Source organism: Nostoc sp. EspVER01, assembly GCF_034530635.1.
Classification (GTDB): domain Bacteria; phylum Cyanobacteriota; class Cyanobacteriia; order Cyanobacteriales; family Nostocaceae; genus Nostoc.
Genome location: NZ_JAVRCS010000002.1, coordinates 47,904 through 68,307 on the forward strand (window position 1 = coordinate 47,904; position 20,404 = coordinate 68,307).

Sequence of the window (20,404 nt, forward strand, 5' to 3'; positions counted from 1 at the left end):
GGCTAAACGCCCCGCTTTCGCTAACAGCACTCAAAAGAATGCTGGTTGGTGGCGAATCAAGTTAAAAAATTCTTCGCGGGTTTTGTGCTCATCTTGGAACACACCAACCATTGCGCTAGTGACAGTCCAAGAACCTGGTTTCTGAACGCCACGCATTACCATACACATGTGGCTAGCTTCCATTACTACGGCAACGCCTTGAGGTTCTAGAATCGTCTGGATTGCTTCAGCAATTTGGCGAGTTAGTCTCTCTTGTACTTGTAAGCGCCGGGAATACATCTCAACAATCCGAGCTAGCTTACTCAGTCCGACAACTTTTTGGTTGGGAATATAAGCAACGTGCGCTCTACCCATAAATGGCAGCATGTGGTGTTCGCACAAACTAAAGAAATTAATGTCTCTAACTAGTACCATCTCGCTATGCCCTTCATCAAAGATGGCATCGTTAACGAGTTCTTCAAGGGATTGGTTGTAGCCACTGGTAAGAAACCGCATTGCCTCGGCTACTCGTTTGGGTGTTTTCAGGAGTCCTTCGCGTTCAGGGTCTTCGCCAACTCCCAATATTATTGCTCGCACGGCATCCTTCATTTCCTCAAGTTGTTCCTCTTTTGGCGGGAACACATCCGGTTGTCGCCCGTTATGAGTATTGCGATCGGGTCTAGGAGTTATGGCTTCTGCCAAGTCGGGAATCAGAGGCGATTGAGAGCAATTGGAACCGTTGGAACTAGCAATAGTCATGATTCAGTCTTGGTTATGGTTTTAATTTAGTTATGAGTTATGAGTTATGAGTTATGAGTTAAAAATTCTAACTCCTAACTCTTAACTTCTAACTTCGCAATTAGAGTGCGCCAGCGCTTGGCATTAGGGTCATTTCATCAATAACTGCCTGTTGTGGTAACAGAACTGTGTAGAGAATTGACTGAGCTACAATTTCCGGGGTTAACATTTTGGAACGGTCTAAGTTGACATGGACTGTTTCTGTATCCCAAAGTTCGGTATTGACTGCGCCGGGACAAATAGCTGTGACCCGAATGCCGTGAGTGCGTTCTTCTTGTGCCAGGGTTTGAGAGAGGGCTATCAGACCCGCTTTGCTGACGCTATATGCTCCCCAACCGGGAAAGGGTTGCTTGGCAGCAATTGAGGCGACGTTGATAATTGTGCCTGTGCCCCGATCGCGCATTGAAGGTAAAATCCCCACAATGCACACAAACACGCTGGTGAGATTCAAGTTAATTACTTGCTGCCAGTCTTCTAGGGGAGTTTCGCTCAAAGTAGCTGTATAGGCAATGCCCGCGCTGTTTACCAGAATGTCTATATCACCAAAGTCAAGGGCGATCGCTTGGATCTTGTCTTTGACTTCGGAAATCCGCGCTAAATCTACAGCGTAAGCTTTAGCTTCGACCCCAGTATGCTCTACGGCTTCTCTTACCGCCTCCAACTTATCCAAAGAACGGCTGACTAAGGCGATATCTATTCCCGCTTTTGCAAAGGCTAAAGCCGTTGCTTTCCCAATTCCACTACTTGCCCCAGTAATCAGGGCGCGTCGTTTTTGCTCAACACTCATGGTGTCTCCCAATTTTTTGGCAGTTCCCAAAGCCGATTACCACCCCATTATTCACACTTCTTGGTTTGGATAGATTAAAGGAATCTAAAAATATGATGATTTCCATTAAGCAAATGCTATGATGCAGCACAATACTCCCCATCTTGTGGGTTTTAAGAGTGAAGACAACAAATTGTTGCCTGGAAAACCACGCCGTACATTCAAATTAGATTATTTACATAAGACAAAACCCACTCAATCAAATTGAGTAGATTTGCCAAACATGCAAATGCCTATGGCTAGATTGTTAAAAATCTTTAAGCACATAGGCAATTATAGCATTGCTGCTTTACTAATAAATCATTATGCAGTGCCGTTAGTGGGCAACTTCTGTAAAAACACCAATTTTGCGGAATTTTTCATAGCGCAGTTGGCGGCGTTCTGGAGCGGTTAAACGATTGAGTTCGTCTAAATTTTCCATCAGTACTTGCTTGAGAGTGGTAGCGGCTTTTAAGGGGTCAGAATGAGCGCCACCAGTGGGTTCAGGCAGTATTTGGTCGATAATTCCCAACTTTTTCAGGTCATGGGAAATAATTTTTAGCGCCACAGCGGCTTGAGGAGCCTTACCAGCGTCTTTCCACAAAATTGCGGCACAGGCTTCGGGAGTGGCGACGGTATAAACGGAGTGTTCAAACATGAGTAGGCGATCGCCTACGCCAATACCGAGTGCGCCACCAGAACCACCTTCACCAATGACTGTGCAGATAATTGGCACATCCAAACAGAACATTTCACGCAAGTTGTAAGCGATCGCTTCTCCTTGACCTTGGTGTTCTGCTTCTACCCCAGACCAAGCTCCCGGCGTGTCGATAAAAGTTAGTATCGGCATACTAAACTTGTTGGCGTGTTCCATCAACCGCATAGCTTTGCGATAGCCGCCAGGGTAAGGCATTCCAAAGTTACGGGCAATATTGTCTTTAGTATCGCGCCCTTTTTGATGACCCAACATCACCACAGGTTGCCCACTCAGACGACCAACACCACCAACTAAAGCCGGATCGTCACCACCACAGCGATCGCCATGCAATTCCATCCATTCATCACTAATTGCCTGAATGTAATCGAGAGTACTAGGGCGACGCGGATGACGAGCGACTTGCAATCGCTGAGACGGGGATAGACTAGTGAAAATTTCCTCACGTAGTTGCATGGCGCGTGCTTCTAGTTGACGAATTTGACCAGAAACATCAACGCCGTTTTCTTCTGCAAGTTGCCGAATTTGATCGATTCGGGTTGCGAGTTCTGCTAGGGGCTTTTCAAAATCTAACAGTAGCGGTTTACGCTCAGTAGTTGCCATCGTAGGGGTTATAAGTACGAGTTATGAGTTTTTCAGAGTGAGGGATGAGGAGTTAGGAGTTAGGAGTGAGGAGTTAGGTATTAGAAGGCGTGTACTGATGAAAGTTATTAACTCTTAACTTCTAACTTTTAACTCCTAACTTTTACAGTTAAACCAGCAGCGGTCTAAATCCATGTTTCACTGATACCTTACCAATCTGCTCCATTTTGTCTACGGTAATCTGATTCCGTCCCCACGAAAAGTTCGTGTATAACTTCTCAAATTCCAACAGCATTGATTCGGCAAAACAAGCAAACAGCTGACGGGCTGGCACGTCCATATTGACGATTTTCATAATTTTCCAGTCAATATCTAGGGAATGCTCGACAATCCCACCATTTAACACAAATACACCAGGATGCTGAACTTTTGTTGCTAAGTTTTTCGGATAGCCACCATCAATCAACAAACAGGGTTGTTTCAAAGTGGTCGGGTCAATTTCCACGCCTCTGGGCATACTAGCAACCCAAACTACAACATCGGCTTGGGGCAGTGCTTCTGTCAAACCCATGATTTTCCCTCGTCCCAGTTCGTCTTGTAACTCTTTGAGACGTTCTTGATCGCGGGCGATCAACAAAAGTTCTTGGACATCTGTTTTCGCATCTAGCCAGCGGGTAACTGCACTACCAATATCTCCAGTTGCCCCACATATAGCAACAGTCGCTTTTGATAGATCGATTCCCAATTGTTTTGAGGCTTCTTCCACCTGCTTACAAATAATGTAGGCAGTATGTGTGTTTCCTGTAGTGAAGCGTTCAAACTCTAGTTTAATGTTGCGGACTTGGCTAAACTGGTCTAACTTAAAGTTTTCAAAAATAATCGACGAAAATCCGCCTAAAGCTGTAATGTTAATGCCATGCTTTTGTGCGTGAGCCATCGCGTTGAGGATTTTGCGCGTCGCGGCTTTGATGCGGCGACTAGCCAGCATCTCTGGCAAAAAGCAAGATTCTACATACCGTCCTTCAATTTTTTGCCCAGTTACACTGGTGACAATAATGGTATCGACAATTTGCGGTGGGGCGCTGCACCAAAAGTCTAGCCCTTGATCGGCATATTCTGGGTATCCCAATTCTTTAGCTACCGATTGAGCGTGTTCTAAACTAGTCAGATGTCCAATTAGACCAAACATGTAGTGATTATTAGGCTTGTGCTGTCTTGAGGCGTGGAATTTAGTAGAGTTAGGAGTTAGGAGTTCTGAGTTCTGAGTTCTGAATTTAAACTACTCAGCACTCAGCACTCGTTACTCAGCACTTTGTTAGGCGGCTATGAGTCCGTAGGCTGACAAGCGCATGATATCGCGAGTCGTGAAGCCTATGTTACTTAATGCTTCACCGTATTGAATCATAAAATCTTCTACCAAAGCATCTTTTTCCATTGCCATTGTGTGGGCATCACCCTCTACTTGGTTAAGCATTCTCCAGACTATGGGGAGGTTATGGCGATTTGCAAGTTCAAGTTCAGCTTTGGATTCTGTGAAATGTTCTTTCAACCAAACTTCTCCAAAGTTGAGATGGCTATATTCTTCTTTTACTACCCCTTCCGTGATTTTGCGGGCAAAAGCGTCGGCAACGGGGATGTAAATGTTATATGCTGCGATCGCAAAACATTCAATAATCAAAGACTGAATCAACAGACAAGTGACGACCTTGCCTTCCGCCGCTGCTGTTTGGAAATTCTGGTGTAGTCCAGAGAAAAATTCCTTGGCAAATTGCAAATCTGGGGTAACATTCAAATTGCGCCCACAAGCTTCAAATCCTTTTTTGTGACGGCTTTCCATCTTGGAGAGGCGAATCAATTCATCATGAGATTCTGGCAGCAGTTCGGCTAATGTGATGTAATTTTCATGGGCTTCTTGTTCCCCTTCAATCACGATCGCATTAATCCGGCTATAAGCATCTTTGTATGTTTCGCTCTTGAAATCTAATTCTTTAAATTGGTCTGCAAGCTGCTGCATGGTTATGTTTACTCCTGTAAACTTGAATTATTTGACACCAGGATTCAATTTACCCTATGAACTGAGGGTAACAATCACTGTGGTTTTATTTAACTTAACAAGTAGACTATGTTTATAGATTAATGGTTGCTGGGGGCAATGCTCTAGTACTAGCGAAATAAATGCTTTGCGGCTCAAGTTATGTCTAAACCAAACCTGAATGTGAAATCTGGTGATTTTTTGAGCCTAGTAATCTTACTGCTAGGAGCATTTATCGTTCTACTACCAATGTTTGTGGTCTTTCTCACCTCCTTTGCACCGACATCCGCCAGCCCAGAAAATTTGTTCAAAAATAACTGGTCTTTAGCAAATTATCGCGTTGCGTGGCAACAAGGAAAATTTTTGCTGGCGTTTGCTAATTCTACCTTGGTAGCGATCGCTGTGACGGCGTTTCAGATTGTCACTTCTGCTTTGGCTGGTTACGCCTTAGCACGATTGAAGTTTCGGGGACGCCAAGCACTGCTATTAGTCGTTTTAGCAACTTTAGTGATTCCCTTTCAGTTATTGGTGATTCCCATCTTTTTGGTATTGAAGTGGGGACACCTGATAAATACATACTGGGCGCTGATTTTACCCACTGCGGTTAGCGGATTTGGGATTTTTTTATTACGTCAGTATTTCCAGACAATTCCCGTGGAATTAGAGGAAGCCGCAGCTATAGATGGGGCGAATCGACTGCAAATTTTGTGGCGGGTGATGTTACCTTTAGCCCGTCCAGCATTGGTGACGCTGTTTTTGTTCACATTCATCGGTGAGTGGAATGATTTGTTTAAGCCTCTAGTATTTACCACAAGACCAGAATTAAGAACGGTGCAACTAGCGTTGGCTGAGTTTCAGGAGCAATTTACGAATAATTGGCCCTTGATGATGGCGGCAGTGACAATAGCGACAGTGCCAGTGATGGTATTATTCCTCATCGGTCAGCGTCAATTTCTTCAAGGTATTGCTGCGACGGGGATTAAGAATTAGTGGGAAAACAGGCGGTAAGTGGAAGCCCGATTTGAGTTACTAGACGAGACGCCCACTCGACAATACAGCACTGACAGCTATTATGCAATACAGACCGCCAGGGAATAGAATTCCCTGTCTAATGGTGCAAGTCCTCTAGAAGAGGACTAGAAAAACTTGGGTTAAAGCACTGACAGCTATTATGCAATACAGTACAGTTTTTCTTTTTGCCCTTTTCTATCATAGCTTTCAGCTTTGAGGATGTACCTCATAGCTGCCGGAAGTGCTGTAAATAATTTGAATTGGTATTAATAAAAATAGCTGTAAAGAAAATCCCGCAGGAAAATTATGAACTTTTATGACACTGAGCGTAATCATTGCTAACTAAACTGAAGCAGTAATTATACACATCCCGTCAGGAACGAAAACACTCATGAGTTCTCAACAAGTCATAGATCCTCAAATATTACAGCAGTTACAAGAAGAGATTCAGCAGAAAATGAATGAAAGCCTAGAAAACGCTGACTTACATTCAGTGCTTGAAAAGTACGGCTTATTAGAGTACAGAGTCTTGAGAATTCATTGGCAGTGTAATCTCGATCCCAATCAACTCAAATCAGATGATGCAGTTGATGAACAGCAACCCAATGCATTATTGCCAACAACTCCAAGACCTTCAATACCAGAAATTGTGTTAGTCAAAAAAGCATTGTGTATCCCTTGTCCATCAACTGGTAGCCCTTTAGGCTGTAACTGCTAAATAATTTAATCTTCGGACTGCAAAGAGTTTATTCTAGTAAATGTAAAAATACTAAACTTTGCTTTTATGTAGTAGTTAGGCTACAAAGATAACCTCAGCGTACTAACATCGCTAATTAGCAAAAAGCAGTATTTTAATAAACTCTGATGTTTTGAGAGCCAGTTTTTCATGTCTCAAAATCGAAGCAGTTGCCACTGGAAGTTAGGAATAGTGAGTACTTTAGTAATTGCTAGAGTGCTCATTTTTGCTGAGAGTTTTGCCTTAGCTCAAATTCAAAAAGATGCCACACTTGGATCTGAAAGTTCGATCATTACACCAAAGCTCATTGATGGTCAGCCTATAGACCAGATTGATGGTGGAGCAGTTCGTGGTACAAGCTTGCTCCACAGCTTTGAAAAATTTTCTATCTCTGCGGGAAGGACAGCCCATTTTAACAATGCAATCAATATTCAGAACATTATCAGTCGGGTGACAGGCAATTCTGTTTCTAATATAGATGGCATTCTCAAAGCTAACGGTACAGCTAACGTATTTTTGATTAATCCTAACGGCATTGTTTTTGGGCCCAATGCTTCTTTAAATATTGGCGGTTCATTTGTGGCGAGTACGGCGAGTAGTGTGAACTTTGCTGATGGTACAAACTTTAGTGCTACATCTAGTCAAACTGCACCTCTACTCACAGAAAGTGTTCCTATAGGTTTACAATTCGGAACAAATGCGGCGCCCATCCGCAATCAATCCCAAGCAAGTCCCAATAATACAATTAATACCTTCGGACAAGGTGTTGGTCTACAGGTGCAGCAAGGCAAAACCCTAGCACTTATAGGCGGTAATATAACGCTAGAGAGCGGAAATTTAACGGCAAGTGGGGGAAGAATTGAGTTAGGAAGCGTTGCTGGCAATAGTTTGGTTGGTCTGAATTCAACGAATCAAGGTTGGGTATTAGGATATGAAGGTGTTCAAAATTTTCAGAACATCGAACTCACCCAGCAAAGTGAGATTCCATCTACTATAGATACCAGTGGCAAAGGTGGCGGTAATATCCACCTGCAAGGACAACGAGTATTGGTGACTGACGGTTCACAAATTTTGGCTCTTAGCCTGGGAACGCAACCAGGAGGAAATTTGACAGTGAACGCTTCCGAATCTGTAGAACTTGGACTAAATGCGTTCTTGTCTACTGGAACTTTCGACACTGGAAACTCTGGAGATATAAATATCACTACCAGAAAGTTGATTGTCAAAGATGGAGCGCAAGTCTTAATGTTCAATCTGGGGTCGGGATTGGCGGGGCAATTGACCATCAACGCCTCAGATTCCGTAGAACTAATTGCAGGCATCCCCATTTCTCCTTTGCCAGATGGTAGTGATTTAACATCCAGTGGATTATTTAGTGCAACTTATGGCACTCCAAATGCTGGCAGCATAATAATTAATACTGGAAAGTTACGTATTGAGGGAGGGGCAGCAATATCAACAAGTTCTGAGGGTATACTTGGGCGTTTTTCTAACCAATTTATACCAGCTACAGGAGATGGAGGAGATTTGATAGTGAACGCCTCTGAGTCCGTAGAATTAATAGGAACCTCAGCAAATGGTTCTAGGCTCAGTAGCTTGTTTGCTGGGACTCAAGGGACTGGAAATGGCGGCAACTTGACCCTAACTACAGGGCAATTGATTATCAAAGATGGGGCGGCAATAACTGTCAGCAGTGAAGCTCGAAAAAATGTTAACTATCAAGGGGATGTACCCAATTTAGGTCTAGCAGGCGAACTCAATATAAGCGCTCGTTCCATTCTGCTGGATAAAGGAAAACTCACATCTAATAGTGAGTCAGGTAAGGGCGGTGACATTGCGGTACAGGTGCGGGACTTATTACTGATGCGTCGCAACAGTCAAATCTCTACTAATGCCGGAGGTGATAAAACTGGCGGTAATATCACCATCAATGCACCTAATGGCTTTCTCGTCGCCACTCCTTTCGGAAATAGCGATATTACCGCCAATGCCAACTTTGGTTCTGGTGGTAAAATTGCGATCGCCGCTAAGAATATCTTTGGATTTGTGCCACGCACCCGTGCAGAGGTGGAGATATTTGATCCAAAAGATATAAACCCGAATAACATCTCAACAAGTGACATCACTGCATTTTCTCAGCAAAACCCTTCATTAAGTGGCACTGTACAAATCAACTCACCAGATGCTGACCCCAGTAAAGGATTAGTGGAACTACCTGTAAATCTGGTTGATGCTTCGCAGCAAATTGTTGCTAGTTGTAGTTCTGGTGGAAAAATAGGAAGAAGTTCGTTTTTTACTACTGGGCGTGGAGGAATACAAGCCGATCCCACGGAGCCATTGATAGCTGATGATGCAGTGCTAGCAGATTGGATTGCCCTTCCTCCAGAGAGTCAGAATCGTGCTGGTGGTATTCAGAAAAAAGTGGTTATTCAGGCGCAGGGATACACAGAAGAAAAATCACAGAAGGTTAATTCTATCGATGAACCTACTCAAATTGTAGAAGCCCAAGGGTGGATTATAGATGCCAATGGGAATGTGGTTCTGGTTGCTCAAGTACCCACTGCATCGCCCCATAACTCCTCGCTCGTCGCGACATCTTGCACTGCTAACTAAAAATTGAGATTCTCATAACTTTTGTTAATGCGTTGGCGTAGCCCATCGTAGACTCCGCTACTTTGCAATGAACTTTATATGAGCGATCGCTCTTTTGACTGAATTCAGGTGTCATATCATGTCCGCATAATTAGTTATGCTAACCACAGTCATTGCACCCCACCCCCAGCCCCTCCCCGCAAGCGGGGAGGGGAGACAAAGCGCAGCTTTGGCGGGGTGGGGTTCTTGGGGTTTAGTAAGTAATTAAGCGGACATGATATCAGTGCGATCGTCCCTTCTACTCAAATCAAGTGTGGTGTGATCGCTTCTTTGCAATGACATTCATACAAGCGATCGCTGATTTGCTATGACCTTCATACAAGCGATCGCCTTAATAAAGCCTGTGAGCTTATCCAAACCATAAGCAGAATGTGAGACTTGAGGAGATATCAATTACTCAATTCTCTTGAGCAATCAACGGTGAGTAGCCAGATTCATGAATACTTTAAACAAATTTGGCAGAAATATATGAAGTTTTGTAACACAGTGCGTAATTATAACTAGCCAAGTTGAATTCATAATTATCGGAGTTCACAAGAGCGTTAGAAACCTAATGCTTTCGTACCACTCTAGACTCCGTATTCTTGATTCGTTAGTTGCCAAACTGTACTAATCAAACTCGCGTTAATTTAGTACATCACAAGATAAGTTTACACATTTACCAGTCTGCAAGGAAAGCAAAATTTATGGAATCTAAAACATTACAGTCAATAGTCATAGATAATCACACATTACAGCAGTTAAAAGATGAAATTCACCAGGAAATATGTGAGATAGTTAATAACGCTAACTTTAGCCAAATCCTTGCCAAATATGGGATTTTAAGACAAGAAGTGCTTCAATTTGAGTACAGAATCGATCTAAATAAACTCCAATTTAGTGATCCTGAAGAAAGCAACGAAACTCAAAATTTTTTACTAGCAACTTCGCAAGGTTGCCCCAATGGCACTTGCACTTGCTGGGACAAGAACCTTAAACAATGGGTTCCTTGCTGATGCACCGAACATTGAACAGTATAAATTTTGATAAAGAGCGCAACGCTGATTACCAGTTTTCATGTCGTCTCTTGTAGTCATTATGCTGCCAAAAACTATTGGAGTGGAAATGAAAGTGGTGATTTTTGCAATGATTTGCTAAGTTGCCAGAAGTATGATCATCCTATTTAGTAATTGGCAGTATTTCACTACTAAATTGTTTTTTTAGTGCAAATTCTGTGATGTATAAAAGCCGAGGTAGTCGTTACTGGAAGCTAGGGCTTGTTAGTGCTTTAGAAATTGCTGCAACACTCGCTTTATCAGGGAGTTGTGCCCTGTCCGAGATTATAAAGGATAACACTTTAGGATCTGAAAGTTCAGTTGTTACACCGCAGCTAATCAATGGCCGCCCTACTGACCAGATCAATGGTGGGGCAATTCGTGGTACGAACCTGTTTCACAGCTTTGACCAGTTTTCTGTGCCAGCTGGCAGCACAGCCTACTTTAACAATGCGCCAAATATTCAAAATATCATAAGTCGGGTAACAGGCAAGTCTATTTCTAATATTGATGGCATTCTTAAAACTAACGGCACAGCCAACTTGTTTTTGATTAATCCCAATGGGATTATTTTTGGTTCCGATGCATCTCTAGATATCGCCGGTTCATTTGTTGCGAGTACGGCAAGTAGTCTGAATTTTGTCGATGGGACTAAATTTAGTGCCACAAATCCTCAAACCACACCCTTACTGACAGTAAGTGTCCCCGTTGGTTTACAATTTGGAGCTATACCAGGAATCATCCGCAATCAATCCCAAGCAAATAATCCAGATGGTGTAAAAACTAATACCTTTGGGCAAGCCGTTGGTTTACAGGTAAAGCCAGACAGAACTTTGGCACTTGTAGGTGGTGATATAACCTTGGAGGGCGGGAATTTAACAGCAGAATCGGGACGAGTTGAGCTAGGAAGTGTTGCTGGTAATAGTTTGGTCAGCCTGAACCCAACGAACCAAGGTTGGGCCTTGGGGTATGAAGGTGTTCAGAACTTACAGAAAATTCAATTAATCCAGCGAATTGTTGACGGTAAAGAGATTCCATCTCAAGTAGATGCTGGTAATCAAGATAGCAATGGCGGTAATATCCAGGTACAAGGCAATACCGTAGAATTAATTGGCAAGGGTGTGTACTTAACAACTCAGACAATAGGTGCTGGAGATAGCGGTAAATTAATTATTAACGCTAATAAATTAAGTGTTCAACATGGTGCCCAAGTATTAACATCTACAGTAGACAAGGGTAATGGAGGAGATTTAATTGTGAACGCCTCTGAATCCGTGGAGCTAATTGGTAGCATTACATCTCCAAATAGTATTACTGGATTTGTTAGTGCAAGCGCTGATCAAGGAAAAGCAGGTGACATTACGATCAACACTAAAAGGTTGAGTATTCAAGGAGGAGCAAGGGTAACAGCAGAATCTAGTGCAGTAGTAGAAAATTCACAAGTGATACCAGCTCAAGGAAAAGGAGGCAATATAACTGTGAATGCCTTGGAGTCGGTAGAGATAACTGGCACCTCGACAACAAGTATTCCCAGCCTCTTGTCTGCTTCAACTCGAAATTACGGAAATGCGGGAACAATCAATATCACCACAGGACAATTGATTGTCAAAGATGGTGGTCAAATAAGTGTGTTCTTTAGAGTTGCAGATAATGCAATCTATTTAGGAGATACAAATAACCCAGGGACACCAGGCGCACTAAACGTAACTGCTCGTTCTATCTTGCTAGACAAAGGAACACTCACGTCTATTAGTGAAGAATCAAATCGGGGTGGTGATATTGGGCTACAGGTGCGAGACTTGTTACTGATGCACCACGAAAGTAAAATAACCACTAATGGAGAAGGTGATGCAGATGGCGGTAATATCACCATCAAAGCACCTGATGGCTTCCTCGTCGCCACTCCCTTCGGAAACAACGATATCACCGCCAACGGCTTCTCTGGCTCTGGTGGTAAAATCACCATCACCGCTAAGAACCTTTTTGGTTTTGTACCTCGCACAGGTGCAGACGTAGAGAGGCTTGACACAACAGGCGAAACAAACCCGAATAACCTGGAAACAAGTGATATAACCGCATTTTCTCAGCAAAACCCTTCATTAAACGGTACAGTACAAATCAACTCACCAGATGCTGACCCCAGTAAAGGATTAGTGGAACTGCCCGTAAATCTGGTTGATGCTTCGCGGCAAATTGCTGCTAGTTGTAGTTCTGGTGGAAAAATAGCAAGAAGTTCATTTATTACCACTGGACGTGGAGGACTAGTAGCCGATCCCACCCAGCCATTGATAGCTGATGATGCAGTGCTAGCAGATTGGATCGCGCTACCTCCAGAGAGTCGGAATCGTGCTGGCGGTATTAAGAAAAGAGCCGTTGTTCAGGCGCAGCGAAACACAGAAGGAAAATCACAGAAAGTTAATTCTGTCAACGAACCTATTCAAATTGTAGAAGCCCAAGGCTGGATTATAGATGCCAATGGGAACGTAGTTCTGGTTGCTCAAGTACCTACAGAATTGCCCCATAATTCCTCGCTCACCCCTACATCTTGCCCTGCTCATTAAAATTTGAGATATGGCGATATTTCGTAACTTTGTTATGCACAATACTTACGGCGGGCTACGCCTACGCAATTGCTGCTCTTGTTGAATATTATCCACAGGCTCATCGGGTAAAGGAAAGTCATCAGGTAACTTTTCCCAAGTGACAATGGGTTCAATGATAGTTGTTGACATAGAAACCTGGAGTCAGGTGGTTATTGCTATTATCTCGCACAACTTTTAATTCCCACTCCCTAATTCGTCTCCTGAATTTGCAAACGAACAGTGTGTTCAGTCGCACCAGTAAGTTGCAATTCCATGATTTCACCACCTAGAGGTTCCAAGCAAGTGAGGAGCGATCGCAAGTTGGGTGTACTTGCTCCAGTATCTACATATAATCGATCTGCTAAATTACCGATCCGTTTCCAAGTCATGTACAATTTAGCGATCGTTTGTTCAATTTGCGATGCTTGATTTACCAAATCAGCAGCAATGCTCAAACAGCCGACTCTTTGGGCTTCTTCTAAAGCTGTTTCAATGTCAATATTTTCTTGGGTTAGCGCCTGAACTTGAGCCGCCCCTTTCAGATATTTCGCTAAGTTACGCGCTTCGGTAGTTACCTGTTTCAGGGTATCCACATCAGGATTAGCAGCTATTTCCTTCTGGATAAACTTTTGATGCGATTCTGGCAGTTTTTCCATTTCCTTTACCAGAGGGGCAATGTAGCGCGGGGGAAGGGTGTTATCTGCGGCTTTTTCTTTGACTGCTTCCGGTAATAAATCTGAGGACATGGCTGTCCATTCATCATTGAGTTGACGCACTTCCCGCCTAGTGATGCGATCGCCTTTTTGGGCGGCTTCACTCACCATCTGTTGCACTTCTGGAACTGCTTTGGAGGTTTCGACAAATGCCCGTTTGCTGAAGTTGTTCACAGATCCGGGGTCAAGTTTACCGTCTTCAATGAGAGTATCGGCACTATTTGCCAGTTGAATCCAGGAGTATGCTTGACTTTTACTGATTTCCCGCTCTTTTAGCCATCGGAGAAAGCCAGTACCGCGTCCGTCACCACCCACTTTTTCTCTGTCGCGAATCGCCCGTAAAATTCGCCCCCGCCAGATTTCAGTTTGCAAATCAAAGCGATCGCATACCTGCCAAGCTATTTCTAGCTGCTGTTGAAAATCTGACTCTAGAATCTGTTCATCTTCTGGATCGGGCAGTTCAAAGCTGATATCGGCTGGCTGTAGTAAAGCAGCAGCAAGGTCGTTGATGGAGTCGGTATCTTGCACGATTGATGACTAACTAGTGGATGCGATCGGCTTATTATGCCACAATCTGTGGACTCATACTTAAGGGGGAGTACGGTATTTTGAGTTACAACAAAGATAGTAGGAAGGGGTAAACCACTTCTGTAAAGTCTTTAATTAATCAGAGAGAATAAAAATAAAACGATGAACCAGGTAGACTACCTCCGCATAAGCTTAATCGATCGCTGCAATTTTCGTTGTCAGTACTGTATGCCAGAGGGAGTAGAACTGGACTATATTCTCAAGCAACAGTTATTGACTGATGAGGAACTACTCACCTTAATTCAAGAAGTATTTATTCCAGTAGGCTTTAATCGGTTTCGTTTGACTGGGGGAGAACCCTTGTTGCGTCCGCGTGTGGTGGATTTAGTCGGTGCGATCGCAAATTTACCCCAAACTCAAGATATCTCAATGACCACCAACGGTTTTTTGCTGGCTCCGATGGCGCAAAACCTCTACAATGCTGGTCTGCGACGAATTAATATTAGTCTGGACTCTCTCGATCCCGACATTTTTGACCAAATTATCGGTAATCAGGGGCGTTCTCGTTGGCAACAAGTTTGGCAGGGGATTCAAGCTGCCCATCAAGTCGGATTCGACCCCCTGAAGCTGAATGTAGTGGTGATTCCTGGCGTTAATGACCACGAAGTTCTCGATTTAGCCGCCCTGACAATTGAAAAACAGTGGCACGTTCGATTTATTGAATTTATGCCCATTGGTAATGTGCATTTGTTTGGCGATCGCGGTTGGGTATCTTCAGCCGATTTACGAGAACGTATTCGCGATCGCTGGGGCTTGACAGAATCACAAGTTCGTGGTGCTGGCCCTGCTGATGTCTTTCAAATTCCCAATGCGAAGGGGACACTAGGATTTATTAGTCAAATGTCAGAATGTTTTTGCGATCGTTGTAATCGGATGCGCCTGAGTGCTGATGGGTGGCTGCGTCCCTGTTTATTAAATGAAACTGGTCAAATAGATTTAAAAACTGCTCTGCGTTCTGGTGTCAGCACCGCTCAATTACAAGAGCAGGTCAGACATTTACTCGGAATCAAGCCAGAAATTAACTTTAAACAACGTGATTCTGGCATTTCAGGTATATACACCCGTACCATGTCGCAAATTGGCGGATGAAAAAAGTTAGGAGTAAAAAGTGAGGAGTTAGGAATTATCATCTTGCAACTCCTAACTCATAACTCCTAACTCCCAACTGTTTAAGCTTGTCGTGAGTAGTATTCCACCACAAGTAGTTCATTAACTTGTAGTGCCACCCATTCGCGCTCAATAACGCTGTTGACTTTACCAACCAACTTATTTTTGTCAAATTCCAAATGACTGGGGAGGTTAGCCAAACCGGGATATTGCAAGTTCGCTTCCACCAACTTCCGGGATTGTGCCCGATCTCTGACTGCAATTGTTTCCCCAGGACGGCATTGGTAGCTGGCAATATTCACTACACGACCATTAACAGTTACGTGACCGTGATTTACCAGTTGACGAGCTGCTGGGATAGTCGGGGCTATACCCAAGCGGAAAACGGTATTATCCAAGCGCATTTCCAGCAATTGCAGCAGCACTTGTCCGGTAGAACCAGTAACACGTCTGGCTTTCCGCACATAGCGGAGCAATTGCTTTTCAGTCAAACCGTAGTTGAAGCGGAGCTTTTGCTTTTCCTCTAGACGGATAGCATACTCAGAGCGCTTCTTGCGATTCTGGCCATGCTGCCCAGGTGGGTAAGCGCGTCTGGCACTTTTACGAGTTAATCCTGGTAAGTCGCCCAAGCGGCGGACAATTCTGAGGCGGGGCCCTCTATATCGGGACATGAGTTTCCTTAATCTAATCCTGTTTAAACTTTACCGAAACATTCAATTTTGACATTCCCCTAATTTTTAATAATCAGAGGATTCTTGGTTTTTTGAAGCTGCTTACCGAGGTAAGACGTATCTCACCAAGGTAGACGCATCGATTTTTGCGCCAGTTGCTTTTAATCGGTAAACCCGACAAACTAGCCTCCAAGCCTGAATTCCGACCTGTCACGCCGTACTCCTGCCCATAAGTTTTTTGTGCTTATTTAGTTTCGTAAGCTACTCAATCATCAGATTGGTTCACGCAGTATTCTTACTCTGAAATACTTTTTACGTTGCCTACTTATCTTTCAAACAGCTATGTTAACACAATTTTCGACATAATTAATTATGTCTATACTTTACTACCTCTGAAATTCTTAGATTACAGAGGATTTTTAAGATATTTGAGTTAGCATAACTTTGGGTGTTTGGAGAATGGCAATGTCAATGAGCAAAAAAGTGGTTAGCAGAGTTAAGAACAAACAAGGCAGTTCCACCTCCAGGATTTTAACATTACCAGTTTTGGCTATAGCTGGATGTTTAACAATCTTGCCTAATGTGGCTGTTGCTGCCTCCTACAGGAATGATTATAGTGTTTGTGCGGGTCGCCTGTTGAGTGTGGGCGTAAAGGCAGAAGCGGCATCAGAAGGTTGTGCAGCAGCACTGCGTCCAAAAGATTTGGCTGCTTGCGTGGTGAAAATTGATAAGGAAACCCAAATTGCTGCCACAGATGCGCTTTCTTATTGTGGGAAGGCTCGGCGTCCTGAAGAGTTAGCAACCTGTGTAGTTGGCGTTAGCTTAAGTACTAAGGAAGAAGCTAATCCAACAGTTTTAGATTATTGTGGACGCAGTTTGTTACCCGTGCGCTTTGGCCAGTGTGTGGTTGGCTTACGTAGTCAAATCGACTTTCCCCCTACTCAAGCGCTAGATACTTGTATCAGTGCTGATGATAGTGTTATCGGTGCTTCATCTTCGTCTACACCGCCAACGATAATTCCTGCGGGTTCAAGTCCAAGTTTAGAAACTACCCCATTTCCAAACCAACCAGTTGTTCCAACTCAACCGGGCACTAATTAGATTACAGTGCTTTGTATAATTGATTGAAAATACAGGTTGAATATAGAGTGGCTATTTGCCAACCTGATTCAGGGACTACCAAAAAATAAATCATTCGATTTTAATTAGTAGGTTGGGTTGAGCAACAGCGAAACCCGACCTTACCTGGTCTTATCCAGACTACAAAGATATCACGCGAACCTTCAGGCGGATTGTACAGTAATGTAACTTCCGTCAAACGCTCTATTAGCTCAGACAAACTTCAGTAACACTTCTGCCACTTGTGGGTATACGATACCTAGCACTGTTCCCAAAGTGTCCACTGACCAGGTAATACCAATTCAATTAATGATTGCAACACATCCTTGGGTGAAGACGCGATTCATCGCGTCTCTACAAATGGTCTATTTGTCGCATTCTTTTTTAAAACTGGTATAAGCATTCAAATAAATGAAAAACATTATAATTCTCCTCTCCAACGCAAAGAGGAGTTGGAGAGAGGTTAGTTGAACTCACGTCAGTTTTTCAGCTTTGGTAATTTAGAATTTTGCACAGTTTGCACAGTTAGTTGTACTAGTCTTCTCTTTCACCAAAAGCCGTCTGTAAAACCACTGCAATACCACCATCTTGGTGATATTTGTCTGCCCAGGCACGGATAACTTCATCTAATTCTTCCATAGCCTGATCCATTTTTTCTGGGAGAATATCAAGTTCTTCCAGCAAGCGCATGGCGTTTCGTCGCCGTTCTGCCCAATTTTTCATCATGCGGAAATACCGAGCGGTATCTTCCACGGTGATGTGTGTACGTTCTTCATCGTCTGTTGGGGTATAAGAAAGACGGGTAAGCGCATAGAAGGGCATTCCCCAAGGAGAATCAATGCGTGTTACCGTTCCTGAGTAAAGCAGACGGCGCTTAATATGCTCACCCAAAGCTTCACTCAAAGGCATTTGGTGTTCGGGTGGCAAGTCTTCTTGCGATCGCTTGTGTAAAAACTCGATCAAATCCAGAAACTCAAAGGAGCTAACTAACTGAGCATCAGGTAAATTACTGGGCAGTTTCTGCTCAATTTGTCTTTTTTCTTCACTTGTCAGACTAGTACCAGGAACGCGCGATCGCCCCGGTTGCCAAGGATATTTTTCTAGCCAGACATAAGGCAATTGAATTAAATAGCGAGGTTCCTGAGAACCAAGCATTTTTAACAGTTTGCCTTCTGTTAGTGCCTGTCTGACTTCTTCTACAATAATTTTTACTCGTTTCGGCTCCAAGTGATGCAAGTGCCCTGTCATTCGCAGGTTTTGTCCCTGCTCTAGATAGGTCATGTAAATTGCACACTTTGCTGCTGTTGCGGCTGCGTCTAAAAATGCCCCATGCCTGTGCCCACTCGTCCGCATGGCACTAAAAGCCAGATAAAGCATGATCTGATCCATCGCACTGGGGTCAAGACGTTTGATCAGATCTATGTCGTTACTCATATTACAGACAATTGAATAGCACGTTTACACAATTTTTAATCGAATGAAAATAGGTAGTATACACCTGGCTGAAGGCTGTCTTTACTTCAAACTATATTAGTATGCGATAACGATGATATCGGTGGTAGCGCAAACTACCATTTTCGCATATTTCCTGGTAGAAAAGCAGAGTCGCTAGTTGTAACTATAACTGTCTCTGCATCTAACCGGAAAATTAGAGACGCCACCAAATCTAGCTTAACGGCGGTTTATTTCCCAACAGTCAAATATGCTGCAATTAATCTCCAAAGCCTTTCAGGTTTCTGGTTTTTTCATCTTTCAAGAGTAACAACGTCAAGCTGCTTACATCTAATTATGGCACTATGCCGACTCAGAGTAAAAACTAGTTTGCGCGGTTAATTTGGGATATTTGTTACTAGAAAAAGATGCTTTTTTGCAGCCTTGGCGAATTATTTTTAGTACACAAGTGACTAGAAATAATTGGGAATAGTCTCAAAACAAATCGCTTGCCAGGTGTAGCCACATTTAGAGATTGAGCTATACAGCTCGTTGTGAACTCTCATCTCGTTCACAACCTCCGGTGATGTCTTGGCATTGAGGGAAAATAGTAGACATCAAGTAGAGCAAATAATTCCAATTTCAAAATACCTGTTGCTTTTCAAATATTGTTCCTCATCATATCACTTTTTTTTGGTTTTGAAATAAAATTGTGCATTTTCAAGTTTATAAATGATGGCTATTTAAATATTTTATATCTTGCTTAAATCAAGGTTTGATGATATTTCTATATCTACTTTTAAATCAAGTTTTATTTATTCTTTTATATTGACTATTAGACACAAAAAGCCGCGATTGCTTTAGACTAAATCGCGTATCTATAAGGCTTTGTCGCTCGTGCTAATAACCGAAAGACTAGTTAATAGCCATACATATAATAAAACATCTTGGGTTAAATTCGATAATTATTTAGAGGTTTTTTTGGCATAAATTTATATTTCTTTCATGAAAGAATTTTAAACTTTTATGATTTAACTAATTTATTGGCTACTTTCAAGTATGTTTTTACCTTGCTATTTTATATATTTGAGAGACTTTAATTACGTAGATAGTTTGTTGCTATAAAAGGATGATAATCCGTAGCAAGCTACGATATCAGCTTCTTTTTCTAGGTGTCTGAGCGATACCTACGGTGGGCTACGCCTACACAGATTAAGTTGACTAGTATAAAACGACAGAAATAAAGATACCATTTTACGAAACACAATTAGTAAGTGGGTGTGAATAATTAAAGATTTATAGTGACTGAGTGCGGTCTGGGAGACTTCCCCATTAGCGACAAATAAAACCGAAAGATAAGGACTTTAGCCCTGACTACAAGGCAATTTGATTAAATTTACATTGCTTAACATAAGCTAGTCTATTCTTGCCCACTTACTTTGCCTCCCACGCTGAAAAACAGGTAGGCCGACCGCCTAATATCAACAAAGTGCGTTTGGCTTGAAAAAACGGGGTACTCTAAACATTTCTGCGACTTCTCCATCTCTTAGTTCCAAAATGTGCTGCAATAGTCTTAACTCCTTGCGAATCTTCTCTCTGAGCAAGTACTCGTGCTCAATTGCTGGAGTCAGTACTACTCATATTGCTTACATATACGTGTTTTCCCTACCTGTATCAGGCTAAATCCCTAAAAATATAAATACTGCTTGCCGATCTATAAGTGTTCTCTGCACCCATACAGCATTCTGAAATCATTCGTAAAAATTTAAATCCCCGACTTCTCAAAGAAGTCGGGGATCTTGAAGTTACAAGTGAGTGCATTAGCGTCAGGATTGATGCTGAGAGTGAT

General features: G+C 42.8%; 16 protein-coding genes. 7 read left to right on the forward strand and 9 right to left on the reverse strand.

Going from position 1 to position 20,404, the window contains the following annotated elements; all coding sequences use genetic code 11:
• Window positions 1-30 precede the first annotated feature (30 nt).
• From folE to RMX69_RS02235, 5 genes are all read right to left on the reverse strand, one after another.
• Window positions 31-738: a GTP cyclohydrolase I FolE gene (folE, locus tag RMX69_RS02215; protein WP_289795113.1), complete on the reverse strand. Its 708-nt coding sequence runs from the start codon at window positions 736-738 to the stop codon at window positions 31-33.
• 100 nt (window positions 739-838) lie between these two features.
• Entirely contained in the window at window positions 839-1,564 is a 726-nt protein-coding gene (locus tag RMX69_RS02220) for an SDR family oxidoreductase (RefSeq protein WP_322636385.1), read from the reverse strand.
• 355 nt (window positions 1,565-1,919) lie between these two features.
• Window positions 1,920-2,900, reverse strand: coding sequence for an acetyl-CoA carboxylase carboxyltransferase subunit alpha (locus RMX69_RS02225; protein ID WP_094349744.1), 981 nt, complete (start codon window positions 2,898-2,900; stop codon window positions 1,920-1,922).
• A gap of 148 nt (window positions 2,901-3,048) precedes the next feature.
• Window positions 3,049-4,068: a long-chain acyl-[acyl-carrier-protein] reductase gene (locus tag RMX69_RS02230; RefSeq protein ID WP_289795115.1), complete on the reverse strand. Its 1,020-nt coding sequence runs from the start codon at window positions 4,066-4,068 to the stop codon at window positions 3,049-3,051.
• Between the two features lie 126 nt (window positions 4,069-4,194).
• On the reverse strand, window positions 4,195-4,893 hold the full coding sequence (locus RMX69_RS02235; protein WP_289795116.1) for an aldehyde oxygenase (deformylating): 699 nt from the start codon (window positions 4,891-4,893) through the stop codon (window positions 4,195-4,197).
• 180 nt (window positions 4,894-5,073) lie between these two features.
• Here RMX69_RS02235 and RMX69_RS02240 point away from each other — a divergent pair, with 180 nt between their 5' ends.
• The 5 genes from RMX69_RS02240 to RMX69_RS02260 all read left to right on the forward strand — a co-directional run bounded on the left by RMX69_RS02240 (window position 5,074) and on the right by RMX69_RS02260 (window position 12,905).
• Window positions 5,074-5,901: a carbohydrate ABC transporter permease gene (locus tag RMX69_RS02240; RefSeq protein ID WP_322636388.1), complete on the forward strand. Its 828-nt coding sequence runs from the start codon at window positions 5,074-5,076 to the stop codon at window positions 5,899-5,901.
• 412 nt (window positions 5,902-6,313) lie between these two features.
• A complete protein-coding gene (locus RMX69_RS02245) occupies window positions 6,314-6,640 on the forward strand; it encodes a hypothetical protein (RefSeq protein WP_289795118.1) in 327 nt (108 codons plus the stop codon).
• Window positions 6,641-6,808: 168 nt separating this feature from the next.
• Window positions 6,809-9,271 carry a filamentous hemagglutinin N-terminal domain-containing protein gene (locus RMX69_RS02250; RefSeq protein ID WP_322636389.1) on the forward strand — a complete coding sequence of 821 codons (2,463 nt, stop codon included), beginning with the start codon at window positions 6,809-6,811 and terminating at the stop codon, window positions 9,269-9,271.
• Between the two features lie 725 nt (window positions 9,272-9,996).
• Complete coding sequence (locus tag RMX69_RS02255; RefSeq protein WP_322636390.1) at window positions 9,997-10,305, forward strand: hypothetical protein; 309 nt, start codon at window positions 9,997-9,999, stop codon at window positions 10,303-10,305.
• Window positions 10,306-10,526: 221 nt separating this feature from the next.
• Window positions 10,527-12,905, forward strand: coding sequence for a filamentous hemagglutinin N-terminal domain-containing protein (locus RMX69_RS02260; RefSeq protein ID WP_322636392.1), 2,379 nt, complete (start codon window positions 10,527-10,529; stop codon window positions 12,903-12,905).
• Between the two features lie 45 nt (window positions 12,906-12,950).
• Here RMX69_RS02260 and RMX69_RS02265 read toward each other — a convergent pair whose 3' ends face one another.
• Together RMX69_RS02265 and RMX69_RS02270 are read right to left on the reverse strand one after the other, a co-directional pair.
• Entirely contained in the window at window positions 12,951-13,076 is a 126-nt protein-coding gene (locus RMX69_RS02265) for a hypothetical protein (RefSeq protein WP_289795122.1), read from the reverse strand.
• Between the two features lie 59 nt (window positions 13,077-13,135).
• Entirely contained in the window at window positions 13,136-14,167 is a 1,032-nt protein-coding gene (locus tag RMX69_RS02270; RefSeq protein WP_322636394.1) for a hypothetical protein, read from the reverse strand.
• A gap of 162 nt (window positions 14,168-14,329) precedes the next feature.
• On the opposite strand from RMX69_RS02270, the gene moaA reads away from it, so the two are divergent.
• Window positions 14,330-15,316 (forward strand): GTP 3',8-cyclase MoaA, encoded by a 987-nt coding sequence (gene moaA / locus RMX69_RS02275; protein ID WP_289795124.1) that lies wholly within the window; start codon window positions 14,330-14,332, stop codon window positions 15,314-15,316.
• A gap of 80 nt (window positions 15,317-15,396) precedes the next feature.
• On the opposite strand, the gene rpsD is transcribed toward moaA, so the two are convergent.
• The gene (rpsD, locus tag RMX69_RS02280) at window positions 15,397-16,005 is read right to left on the reverse strand and encodes a 30S ribosomal protein S4 (protein WP_069071263.1); all 609 of its coding nucleotides are present in this window, start codon (window positions 16,003-16,005) and stop codon (window positions 15,397-15,399) included.
• A gap of 465 nt (window positions 16,006-16,470) precedes the next feature.
• On the opposite strand from rpsD, the gene RMX69_RS02285 reads away from it, so the two are divergent.
• On the forward strand, window positions 16,471-17,106 hold the full coding sequence (locus RMX69_RS02285) for a hypothetical protein (RefSeq protein WP_289795125.1): 636 nt from the start codon (window positions 16,471-16,473) through the stop codon (window positions 17,104-17,106).
• Between the two features lie 552 nt (window positions 17,107-17,658).
• On the opposite strand, the gene hetR is transcribed toward RMX69_RS02285, so the two are convergent.
• Window positions 17,659-18,558 carry a heterocyst differentiation master regulator HetR gene (gene hetR, locus RMX69_RS02290; RefSeq protein ID WP_289795126.1) on the reverse strand — a complete coding sequence of 300 codons (900 nt, stop codon included), beginning with the start codon at window positions 18,556-18,558 and terminating at the stop codon, window positions 17,659-17,661.
• Window positions 18,559-20,404: the final 1,846 nt, after the last annotated feature.